Annotated in this window: 9 protein-coding genes; 4 read left to right on the top strand and 5 right to left on the bottom strand. The window is 63.8% G+C overall.

The window, feature by feature from the left end; all coding sequences use genetic code 11:
* Window positions 1-1,443 carry a class I SAM-dependent methyltransferase gene (locus G473_RS29770; RefSeq protein ID WP_084437603.1) on the bottom strand — a complete coding sequence of 481 codons (1,443 nt, stop codon included), beginning with the start codon at window positions 1,441-1,443 and terminating at the stop codon, window positions 1-3.
* A 239-nt stretch (window positions 1,444-1,682) separates the two neighbouring features.
* Between G473_RS29770 and G473_RS24880 the strand changes: the two genes are divergently transcribed.
* A complete protein-coding gene (locus G473_RS24880; RefSeq protein ID WP_084437604.1) occupies window positions 1,683-2,624 on the top strand; it encodes an NAD-dependent epimerase/dehydratase family protein in 942 nt (313 codons plus the stop codon).
* Complete coding sequence (locus G473_RS28940) at window positions 2,621-3,808, top strand: glycosyltransferase (RefSeq protein WP_154667238.1); 1,188 nt, start codon at window positions 2,621-2,623, stop codon at window positions 3,806-3,808. The genes G473_RS24880 and G473_RS28940 overlap by 4 nt, the downstream gene beginning before the upstream one ends.
* Before the next feature lie 16 nt (window positions 3,809-3,824).
* Here G473_RS28940 and G473_RS0103375 read toward each other — a convergent pair whose 3' ends face one another.
* From G473_RS0103375 to G473_RS24890, 4 genes are read right to left on the bottom strand one after another with little or no spacing between them, the layout of a single operon-like run.
* Window positions 3,825-4,526 (bottom strand): class I SAM-dependent methyltransferase, encoded by a 702-nt coding sequence (locus tag G473_RS0103375; protein ID WP_029011939.1) that lies wholly within the window; start codon window positions 4,524-4,526, stop codon window positions 3,825-3,827.
* Window positions 4,527-4,539: 13 nt separating this feature from the next.
* Window positions 4,540-5,499, bottom strand: a complete 960-nt coding sequence (locus tag G473_RS0103380) for a phosphoglycerate dehydrogenase (protein ID WP_029011940.1) — start codon at window positions 5,497-5,499, stop codon at window positions 4,540-4,542.
* On the bottom strand, window positions 5,496-6,179 hold the full coding sequence (locus G473_RS0103385; RefSeq protein WP_029011941.1) for an acylneuraminate cytidylyltransferase family protein: 684 nt from the start codon (window positions 6,177-6,179) through the stop codon (window positions 5,496-5,498). The genes G473_RS0103380 and G473_RS0103385 overlap by 4 nt, the downstream gene beginning before the upstream one ends.
* A complete protein-coding gene (locus G473_RS24890) occupies window positions 6,176-7,246 on the bottom strand; it encodes a glycosyltransferase family 2 protein (RefSeq protein WP_161630935.1) in 1,071 nt (356 codons plus the stop codon). The genes G473_RS0103385 and G473_RS24890 overlap by 4 nt, the downstream gene beginning before the upstream one ends.
* A 104-nt stretch (window positions 7,247-7,350) precedes the next feature.
* Between G473_RS24890 and G473_RS0103395 the strand changes: the two genes are divergently transcribed.
* Both G473_RS0103395 and G473_RS0103400 read left to right on the top strand, forming a co-directional pair.
* Window positions 7,351-8,130, top strand: coding sequence for a hypothetical protein (locus G473_RS0103395; RefSeq protein ID WP_029011942.1), 780 nt, complete (start codon window positions 7,351-7,353; stop codon window positions 8,128-8,130).
* A 3-nt stretch (window positions 8,131-8,133) separates the two neighbouring features.
* Window positions 8,134-10,188 (top strand): glycosyltransferase family protein, encoded by a 2,055-nt coding sequence (locus G473_RS0103400; protein WP_029011943.1) that lies wholly within the window; start codon window positions 8,134-8,136, stop codon window positions 10,186-10,188.
* Window positions 10,189-10,818 lie beyond the last annotated feature (630 nt).

Consider the following 10,818-nt stretch of genomic DNA (forward strand, 5'->3'; position numbering starts at 1 on the left):
TCAGGCGATGCGGATGGCGAAGCCGACACCATAGCCGGCCTCCCGGTAACTGAAGCTGGAGAAGCGTGGATCATCGACCACCATCCGCTGCCACAGCATCCAGAGTTCGGGATGGGCAGGGTGGGCAATATCGTCAAACACGACGGCCCCGCCGATGCGCAGGCGGGGCAGCACATCAAACAGATCCTGCGCCGCCCCTTTCAAACTATGGTCGCCATCGACCGTGATCAGGTCATAGGCCGCATCGGGCTGGGCGGTGAAATGGGCGGGCAGCGTCTTGTGGGAATCGCCGTCGATAAAGTGGGTCAGGCCGGGGCGATGGCCCACCTTCGCCAGCTCTGCTGCGACGAAATCCGGTCCGGGATTGCTCATCCCGGCGTAGTTATTGACCCACATGTCGAACAGGTCCATCCGGCAATCCGGGGCGCGGCTGGCCACCGCACAGGCGCTGCGCCCCCGGCGCACCCCGATTTCCAGATAATCGCGCGGGCGGATCAGGTCCGTCAGGCACAGCAGGACGGTGACGATATCGGCATAGCGCCAATCGGCGCCGAACCGCGCCCGCCCATCCTGATAATAACGCAGCAGATAGCGGCTATAGGCGTCCGGCTCCAGCGCCCCCAGCAGGTGAGTGGCGTCGGTCAGATAATCATGGCTGTAAAGGCGTTGCTCCACCGTGGGGGCGGCGGCCATCACGGGTGGATACCAGGCCGTCTCGCCTTGCGGTATCTCGTGGCAGTTGCCGGCGGTCATGCCGACCGGCACGGTATAATCGGGCCAGCGGATCGACAGGTCAGGACCGACGACAGGTGCGGGTGCGGCGTCCGCTTCCACCGGTTTCAGCACACGGGCAGGATTGCCGCCAGCCAGCCAGCCGGCCGGCACATCGGACACCACGACCGATCCCGCCGCGATAACCGCGCCGGCCCCGATCCGCACCCCCTTCATGATCAGGCTGTTCATCCCGATCCAGGCGCCATCGCCAATATGGACCGGGGCGCAATCAATGACGGCATTACCGGCGCGTCCGACCAGAACCGCCCCGAAATGGGCCTGGCGGTTCGCCGCGGTCCTGGGATGGCTGTTATTGTCGAAAATCTGCACGCCATGGGCCACCAGCACATGGTCGCCAATCTCGATCCCGGCGGCGGCACTGATGATGGTGTCGTCACCGATATAGCAGTGCCGCCCAATATGGACATGACCGTCCCCGAACGCATCCACGCGCAAGATGCCGCGCAGCACGGTACCGGCGGCAACCTTGATGCGTGCCGGCTCGCCAAGGGCATTTGCACAGCAGGCCGACGGTCCGACCAGCACAGAAGGGTCGACCATGGCGCCGGTATCAAAACGGTGCGGCGGCCCGCCAGCCGGCTGTGTGATCAGATCGGCGTAAGGCTTGGCACCGCCACCGGCAAAGGCATGAAACTGATCGACGGGCATTTCGCTCCTGCCGGGGCCGGCAAGGCCCGCTCAAGGTCAATTCTGTTCCGTCATGCCATAAAGCCGGCCCTTGATCCATGATCCTGGGCCGGGTGACGGTAACCGACTGTCTGAAAACAGGTGACAGGGACCTTTGCCTGCCATTAGCTATGTCAAAGGCTTGAAAAACAGCGCGGGGGTTAACTTGCCAGTGAAAGGCCGACAGCCTTCGTCCTGCTTCCCGGCACCGGCTGGTGATCATGGCAATGCATAAGGGCGCTGGCCAGCTTGCCTGGGTGACCGGCGCCGGTGGTTTCATTGGCGGCGCCGTTGCGGCCCGGCTGGCGACGGATGGCTGGCGGGTTGCCAGTTTCGGCCATCATATCCATGACCGTTCCCTTCCCGCCGGCACCCTGCTGCTTTCAGAGATTATTGATCAGGATGTGGTTATGGCGGCGGTGCGCGACCATGGCCAGCCGGCTCTGGTCGTCCATGCCGCCGGCGGCAGCCATGTCGGGCAGGCGGATGCGCGGCCGGGGTTGGATTTTGCCCGCACGGTGCAGACAACGGGGGAACTGGTCCATGGGCTGGGGCTTGCCGGATGTGAGGGCACGCATCTGGTCTACCCGTCCAGCGCCGCCATCTATGGCCAGCAGCCCGCCGGCCCCATTGCCAGCGATACCGATCCCGCCCCCATCAGCCAATATGGCTGGCATAAATTGATGGCGGAGACCGTGTGCCGGCAGGGGGCGCAGCGCTATGGGCTGCGCGTGTCCATCATCCGCTTTTTCTCCCTCTATGGGCCGGGCCTGCGCAAGCAACTGTTCTGGGAACTGGGCAACCGGCTGCTGGCAGGGCAGGACCGGCTGGACCTGGCCGGCACGGGCCAGGAGACGCGCGATTTCCTGTCCATCGGGGATGCCATCAGCCTGATCCTGCATATGCAGCGGGGGGAGGGGCCGGCGGTCCGCGTGGTCAATGGCGGCAGCGGGCACGCCACCCCTGTCGCCACCGCCATTGCCACCTTTCAGCAAGCCCTGGGGACGGCGGTGCCCGTCACCTTTACCGGGCAGGTACGCGCGCATGATCCCCAGCATCTTTGCGCCGGACTGGCGGGGCTGGACTGGCATGCCGATACGGGGCTGGCGGATGGGCTGGGGGCCTATGGCGCGTGGTTGCGGGATGTGGGGGGCACGCGGTGACAGACAGGCCCTTGCAGATATTGCTGCATTTTCAGGATCGCTTCGCGGGATGGGGCGGCGGGCTGATTTATCTGCGCGCCGTGATGGCGGTCCTGGACCGGCAGCCGGTGGCGGACAGGCCGGATATCGTGGTCTTTGACGATCTGCCCGAAGCGGTTGGTGCAACCTTGCGGGAAAGCTGGTCGCTGCCGGTGGTGGCGGTTGTGCTGGCCCCGGATGGCACCATCCACCATTGCCGGGATGCTACCACCCGCAGCACGCTGGAAGCCCTGCCGCCACCGGAGCGGCGGCGCACCCTGGCCCGTCAGGCGGATGCGATCTACCCCGTCATGCCGGGGGATGCCTATCCGGTAAATCCCAAACATTGGTTATGGATTCCGGATTTCCAGCACCGGCATCTGCCGCAATTCTTCACACCGGAGGACTGGAACGCGCGGGAGGCGCGGTTCCGTGATCTGCTGGCACGGCCCTGCCCGCTGATCCTGAGCAGTCAGGCGGCCCTGGATGATCTGCGGCACTTCTACCCCGACCATGCGACGGTGCCCCATGTCTGGCATTTCCGCAGTCTGGCCCAGCCGCAAAGTGCGGCGCGGTTGCAGGAAGTTCGCCAGCGCTATGACCTGCCCGCCCGCTTCCTGTTCATCCCCAACCAGTTCTGGGGCCACAAGGACCATGCCACCGCCTTCCGGGCACTGGCCTTGTTGCGCGAGCACGGGGGCGAGATCGACCTGATCTGTACCGGTGGCAAGGAGGATCACCGTGATCCCGGCCATTATGACCGGCTTTTCGCCCAAGTGGCGGATTGGGGCCTGCAATCCTCCCTCCGCCATCTGGGCAGCATCCCGCATGGTGACGTGATGGCGTGTCTGCTGATGGCCACCTGTATCCTCCAGCCCTCCCGGTTTGAGGGGTGGAGCACCCTGGTGGAAGATGCGCTGGCGCTGGGCGTGCCGCTGGTTGCCACCGACCTGCCCGTGCATCGAGAGCAGATCGGCCAGGGCGGGCACTTCTTCTCCCCCGGTGATGCCGAGGGGCTGGCCGCCCTGCTGGCCTCCCTCCTGCCCAGCCTGCCCGACAGCCAGCCGGAGACCAAGGTTCTCGCCGCTGCCGCGGCCTATGACGCGCTGCGGGCAGAGGCGGGGGCGGCTCTGCTGGCCCTGATGCGGGCAGAAAACCAGGGCTGAGCCGGCCCCCGGCCGCTCAATCTTCCCGCTTTGTGCCGGCCAGGATGATGGACACGCATTGCGCCTGCTTGCGCAGGTCGATCAGGGCCGGGGCGTATGTACCCCAGATATGCATGGTGCCGTCCGGGTTGGTGGCCATATCGCAGGAAAAACCCAGCGGCCCCTGATGGATATCGCCGATCGGCACCAGACGCCCATCCGCAAACCAGTTGCGATACTGGTCATAGCGTCCGCGATAATAGGCATTGGGTTCATTCTCGACATAGATGTCGATGGCATGGACCCAGCGTCCGCCCGGCTTCAGCAGGCGCAGCCCATCTTCCAGGAAGTCCTGCAGGCTCTCGGTCGGGATATGTTCCACGACAGAGATGGAGAAGATGATGTCGATGCTGGCATCGGGCAGGGCGGGATCACGCTCCCCCAGATAGCCCATCCGGTTCTCGATCCCCTCAAACTCCGATGCCCCTTCCGGACCGCCATGGGTGCCATCGAACCGGTCCAGGTTGATGCACTCATTATGGCGGGCGAGATAAGGCAGGATGCGGGGGCGCCCGCCACCGGCCTCCAGGATGCGCTGGCCGCGCGCATCCTTGATCAGATCATAGACGGCGATGTCCTGGGTGGCTTTCAACTCGCTCACCCCGCGCCAGCCGCATTCCTGCAGCAGCCCCCGGTCCAGCATGTCCCATAGCCAGGGCTTGCGGATAATGTCGTACATGGTGATGCCCCTTTTAGGCTGGCGGGTATTTTTCTGCGATGCCCAGGCCCCGCAGCAGGTTGCGCAGGGCGGCGACATTGACCCGGTCCACGCCTTCATGCGTGTTGGACCCGTTATGGGCACCCAGGATCACATTGTCGAAGCCGCGCAGCGGGCTGTCTGCCGGCAGCGGCTCCTCCTCGAACACATCCAGCCCGGCACCGGCAAGATGGCCGGTCTGCAGTGCCGCTATCAGCGCCGTCTCATTGATGATCGACCCGCGTGAGACATTGATGACATAGGCCCCCTTCTTCAGAAGGGCGAAGGCATCGGCTTCCAGCAGATGGTGGCTGTCCGGCGTCAGGCTGCAGGTGACCACCAGAAAATCCACCTGGGGCAGCATGTCTGCCAGGGGCAGCCGCGTCAGGCCGGTACGCGCATCGAAATCCGGATCCGGGGCGGCATGGGGATCACTGCCAAACGGCACCAGCCCGAACCCGCCGGCCCGGCGCACCACGGCCTGGCCGATGCTGCCCAGCCCGATGACGCCGATGCGCTTGCCCGACAGGGTGGTGCCCCGCGTCTTGGTCCAGACCCCGGCGCGCACGCCCCGGTCAATCAGGTGCAGGTGGCGGGCCAGCATGATGACATAGCCCAACGCCATGTCCGCCACCTCTTCCCCGAACATGCCGGGGGTATTGTAGACGGGGATATTGCGCTCGGCGGCGGCGGCCACATCGATGGCATCAATGCCGATGCCCCATTTGCAGATGACCTTCAACCGGGTGCCGGCCTCCACCACCTTGCGGGTCACATGGTCGTCACCGGCGATGATGGCATCGAACCGGCCGATCAGGGGGACCAGTTCCTCCTCGCCCAGATATTGAACGATGGTCGGCAATTCCACCGCCACATCATGGTCGGCCAGCCAGCCGCGGAACTGGTCGATACAGGATTGCAGTTGCCGGCAGGTGATCAGGACATGGGCCGTCATTGCGCGTCACTCTCCCGGCTGCGCAGACGGAACAGCTGTTCCGCCAACAGGAAATTGGTTTCAATGTCGATATCCTGTGCCTCGATCTCATCGATCTCGAACATCAGGGGCCGGTCACCGATCCGGTTGCGGCGGCGGACCAAAATCTCCCGCGTGAACAGATAGATGCAGGAATTTTCCTCATAGACCGGCGGTAGGTCCTGGGTGCGCAGCAGGATGGCGGCATTATGGTTGATGGGCCGTGCCAACTGGTCCCACAGCCGGGTTTGCAGCCGCGTGACAGAGAACAGGCTGTCGAAGGCCGGCGTCTTTTCCTGAAAGGTGCTGATCGCGCCTTCGATGGATTTCTTGGTCAGCAGCGGGTTGGTGCTGTGGGTCTGCAGGTACAGGTCGGCGGGTACAACGCTGGTGGTGTGCAGCAGCACATCATTCATCGGCGTGGCCCCATCCCGCAGATGCGCGGGTCGCTCCAGCAGGCGCACACTAGGGAACAGCCGGGCGGCTTCCTCCAGGATCACGGGGCTGTCCGTGTCAATCACGACCTGGGAGATGGCGGGGCAGTCCAACAGCGTGCCGACAATATAATGGTAAAGCGGCTTGCTGATGAATTCGCGGTAATTCTTGCCCTTCACGCGCTGACTGTCATGCCGCATGGGCACGATGGCGACAATGTTTGTCATTCCGGCTCTTTCCGATCCCTTGGGCGCCCGGCTTTGTCCCCGCCCTGATTACCGGGTATTGGCGCGCTGCCATAATCAATCCGCAGATTACCCCGCGCCTCGTCCCGGTTCCAGGCCGATGGCGGCGTGGATGCGGGATAGAAGAAGGCGCGCTTCAGCGCCTGCGGCACCTCGCCCTGCAGGCGGTGGCCGCGCCAGGTGCCCCAGAACTGCATGAAACGGAACCAGAGGATTTCCCAGCCCACCCCCGGCAGCTTGCCCTCCTTCAGGGCCTGCCACAGGTCGCTGGCGATATTGGCGGTCAGCAGGCGCAGGAAATCGGGAAAGCCGAAGCGCAGTTCAGGCATGATGGTGCGCAGGGCAATCGCCTCGCGCTGATAGCGTTTCAGCACCCGCTCGGGCGTTTCTTCATGCACATGGATGATGCAGGCGGTGGGGTCATAAACGATGCGCCGCCCCTGCCGGCGCATATGGGTCGCCCATTCCAGATCTTCCAGCCCTGTCAGCACCTCGTCATAAGCCCGTTCCAGCCAGAAGGCGCGGCGGATGGCGGCGTTGGCATTGTTGCAGAACGGGTGCTGCTGATCGGGGTTGGGCGTGTCGCTGAACCAGCTCTGAAAGAGGCGATGTTCGGAATAGCGGGTGCGCTCGTCCCCCCGCTGCCCGCCATAGACAATGGCGACATTGGGATCGGCATCGAAGGGGGCCAGCAGCCGTTCCAGCCAGTCGGCATGGGTGGGATAGACATGGGCGCTGGCAATCACGATCACATCGCCCGTGGCGGCGGCACAGCCCATATTAAGGGAGCGGCCGAAAGAGAAACGATCTGGCGTGATGTGCAGGATGCGGACCGGGAAATGGGCCGCAATATCCAGCGTCGCGTCGGTGGAGCCGCTATCCACCAGGATGATCTCAATATCCCGGAAGCTCTGCCGTTCAATGCCGACCAGCAGCCGCCCGATATGCTTGGCCTCGTTATAGCAGCGGATGACCAGGGAGATGCGTGGCAAATCAACCCTCTCCAACCCGGCCTGCCAGCCGGCGACATACAGGCGCCAGAGCGGCACCGCGGTTGATTTTTTCGTATATATCAAGTAGATGGACGTATCAATGTCCGTCCTTGCACCGTGGGGTGGAAGGGGGCGCCACCGGACCTTTTCAGGCGGGGATCATGGATACGAACAGGCGCCTGCTGGTGCTGGGCAACGGGCCATCGGTCAAGATCGGGGATTTTCCCAAATTCATCCATGCCGACACGATCGGGATGAATGCCGCTTACCGCCATTGGGACCGGATCGGCTGGTATCCCACCCATTATGCCTGCCTGGATTCCCAGGTCGTGGTCAGCCACGCCGATGCCATTGCCGGCATGATCCGGGCCGACCGGTTCGCCACGGCTTTCCTGCATTGGCATGTGCTGAAACGCCATCCGGATCTGGCGGCTGATCCGCGTGTCACCTTTCTCTGCCAGTTGATGGATGGGGAGGATGATCCCAAGCGCTGTGCGGCCTTGAAGCTGGACCATGCGCCCAGCCGTTTCTTCGTTCAGTCCGCATTGCCAGACTGGATCACGACGGGCAGCAGCGCCGTCCGTTTTGGTGCGCATCTGGGCTATCGGGACATCGGGATTGTCGGGATCGACTGCAATTATCAGGAAATTCTGCCCGAGGCGGTGTCCCAGGGCGGGGTGGTGCTGCGGATCGATAAGCCGGTTGACCATAACCCGAATTATTTCTTCAATGATTATCAGCAGCCCGGCGATATCTACCAGATCCCCAATCCGGTGGGGCTGGATGGCAATCTGCATCGTAAAGCCATGGCCACTATCCCGCAGGACAATATCACCTATGGCTATGGGCTGGACCTGCACATCCTGACCCGGGAGAGCTGGCTGTTTGAGGCGGACATCCTGCCTTATCAGCCTTTGGATGCCTTCCTGGGATTGGGCTGAGGCATGGCGGGGGCGGCACTCCGCCTGTGTCTGTTCAATCCCATTGATCCCGCCCGCCCATTGGCGGAGCGGGAGCTGGCCCTGCGCATGGCCATCGCCGTGGAAAGGCTGGGCTGGTCCCCTATCATCGCCCATAACAGCGCCACTCTTGCCGGCATAAAGCTTGATGCCGTCCTCAACCTGTTTCCGGTAGCGGCAGGCAAGATGACGGATCATCTGTGGCTGGCCTGTGCCTGGGGGCCGGCCAGCCTGCTGGCGGGGATGGCCCCGGCGGCCCGTCAACGGGCGCAGGTGAATGAGTTGAGCCATGACGCTTATCTCATCTCCGGCACCGGGCCGCGGGCGCATCTGGAAAGCGTGATGCGTGATGCGGGGCGCATCATGCCGCCCCATCTTCCTTTCCATGTCAGTTCGCCGCGCAGCGACCTGCCCCCCACGCTCGGGCCCGATAGCCGGCTGTTCTATGTCGGCGCCAACTGGGATGGGCAGCGTTACCCGGCCCTGCTGCGCCGGCTTGCGCAGGCCGGGGCCCTGGCCCTGCACGGCACGGCGGAGCGCTGGTCGCATCTGGCCGATGCCTGGCGGGGGCCCTTGCCCTTTGATGGCATATCGGTGATCCAGGCCGCCCATCATTGGGGCATGGGCCTGTGTCTGCATCTGCCCCAGCACCGGGCGGAAGCCGTGCCCAATATGCGGGTGTTCGAGCTTGCTGCTGCCGGGGCCGTCATCATCACCGACTGTCATCCCTTTATTGAGCAATGGTTTGGCGACAGCGTGCTGTATGTCGATACGGAGGGCGGGGAAGAGGCCGCCGCCGCTGCCATCCTGGACCAGTTCGCCTGGGTGCATCGCCATAGGGAACAGGCACGGGCGATGGCCCTGCAGGCCCAGGCCCTTTTCAACCAGCATCTCTGTCTGGAAGCGTTGCTGGGGCCTTTGCCGGACCTGCTGGCAAGCTGCCGCCGGCCCTCCGCGTCTCCCGCACCGCTTCATATCGCGGTGCTGCTGCCTGAAGGGGAGGGACAGGAAGACCGGCTTGCGCAACTGGCACGGCAAACCGGGCCAAGCCTTACCCTGACTGCCCTGGTTCCGGCCAGCGATGGGCCGCTCCCGCCTGTGCCCGCCGGCATCAGCCTGCGCGACCTCTCCGGCCCGGCCCGGCTCGACACGCTTCTGGCCGCTATGGCCGATGCCGATGCCCTGACCATCCTGCCGGAGGGGGTGGAATGGTTTGCGGGGCATCTGGCCCGTCTGGCACAAGCGACCAGCCCGCATGGGGCGGCCCTGGCCACCGGTTTGTGGCCTCGCCCGGCGGAAGAGACGGGTTTTCCCCTGGACCCGGCTGAAACCATGGCCTTGACCCTGGAAGCGCCGGACGCCGCTGATCGGCGCCTCGCTTCTGCCACCCTGCGGGCCGGCGGCCTGTTCTGCCGCAAAACCCGGCTGGCCGGGCTGGGGGCACAGCAGGGGCACGATTGGCTGGACCTTGCCCTGGCTTTGGCGCCGACCCTGGCGATGGCGGGAGATATAAACAGACAGCCGGTTCCCGGCCATCGCCTGTCCCAACTTCCCCCCGAAAAACCCGACCGGGTGGCGGCCTTGCCCCCCTGGCCCACTGTCATCCAGACAATAGACGCCATGGCAGAGCGGCCCGCCCTCTTGACCGGGATCAGCGATCTGGACCCCGTTCTGGCCGGCAGCATTCCCTGGCTGTGGCGGCCTGACGATTTTCAGAAGCTGCCGGATACCGGTCCGCTTTGGCTCTATGGTGCCGGGCGGGGAGGGGAGCTGGTGCTGGCGGCACTATCCCCCACGCAGCGCGCCCGGCTGCGCGGCTTCCTGGACAGCCACCGGCGCGGCGAGAGGTTCGGCCTGCCGCTCTGCCAGCCCCAGGATCTGGATGAGGGGGACATGGAAGCGGCCACCATCATCATCGCCGCCCAATATGTGTCCGACATTCTGCGCCACCTTCAGCAAGGCGCCGCCAAACCTGCCCGCATATTCAATGCTTATCCCTATATCGCCGCTGTTCAGGAAGCCATGGGCAACGCCGGATAGCGGGGGGCTCACCTGTACTGGGGTGTTGAGCCGTATTTTTCATTTTCTTAAAAAAACCTATTGCATCTGATTTTTGCGGGGCCTATACAGCGCGTCCCACGACGGCGGCGCCGGTTGGTTTCGCAGTTGTTAGGTTTGGTGGTTCTGGGATTTCTCAGTATTGCCGAGGTTCTTTGAAGAGTTTTTCTCTTCGGACAAGTTGAAATGACTATTGCCCCTGTTGGGTTGCTGGTTTCTGGATTTGGGTCTGGGTTCTGGTGATTTGGCGGGATGGTTGGCCGGGTTTTGGTTTGCTTGGGTTTGGCGGTTTGGTTGCTGCTGAATAAAAAAGCGGACGGATGAAAAAAACTGGTTGACTGGTTGGTTGGGGTTGGCTAGAAAGCGCTCCACCGACGCGGCGGCGACAAGCTGCCGGGCGATGGTTTCGCAGTCTCTGAGTTTGGCGGTTATGCGCTGGATGGGGATTGCAACGGCGAGATCCTCCTGCTTTTGTGGGTGCCGGTTTCGGTCTTCTGATGGAGATCGGGGCGAAGGGTTATCGGCTTTTAGCCGGGTTCTTGGACAAGTGAATCGATTGAGAGAAGGGATGCGCAGGCGGCGTGTCCGGGGAATGAGCGGAAGTCAGGCTCG

This window comes from Niveispirillum irakense DSM 11586 (genome assembly GCF_000429645.1).
GTDB lineage: Bacteria > Pseudomonadota > Alphaproteobacteria > Azospirillales > Azospirillaceae > Niveispirillum > Niveispirillum irakense.

Excerpts from the sequence above, each read along its gene's own strand:
- G473_RS29770 (WP_084437603.1), bottom strand. The coding sequence starts at position 1,443 with ATGCCCGTCGATCAGTTTCATGCCTTTGCCGGTGGCGGTGCCAAGCCT.
- G473_RS24880 (WP_084437604.1), top strand. The coding sequence starts at position 1,683 with ATGGCAATGCATAAGGGCGCTGGCCAGCTTGCCTGGGTGACCGGCGCC.
- G473_RS0103375 (WP_029011939.1), bottom strand. The coding sequence starts at position 4,526 with ATGTACGACATTATCCGCAAGCCCTGGCTATGGGACATGCTGGACCGG.
- G473_RS0103380 (WP_029011940.1), bottom strand. The coding sequence starts at position 5,499 with ATGACGGCCCATGTCCTGATCACCTGCCGGCAACTGCAATCCTGTATC.
- G473_RS0103385 (WP_029011941.1), bottom strand. The coding sequence starts at position 6,179 with ATGACAAACATTGTCGCCATCGTGCCCATGCGGCATGACAGTCAGCGC.
- G473_RS0103395 (WP_029011942.1), top strand. The coding sequence starts at position 7,351 with ATGGATACGAACAGGCGCCTGCTGGTGCTGGGCAACGGGCCATCGGTC.
- G473_RS0103400 (WP_029011943.1), top strand. The coding sequence starts at position 8,134 with ATGGCGGGGGCGGCACTCCGCCTGTGTCTGTTCAATCCCATTGATCCC.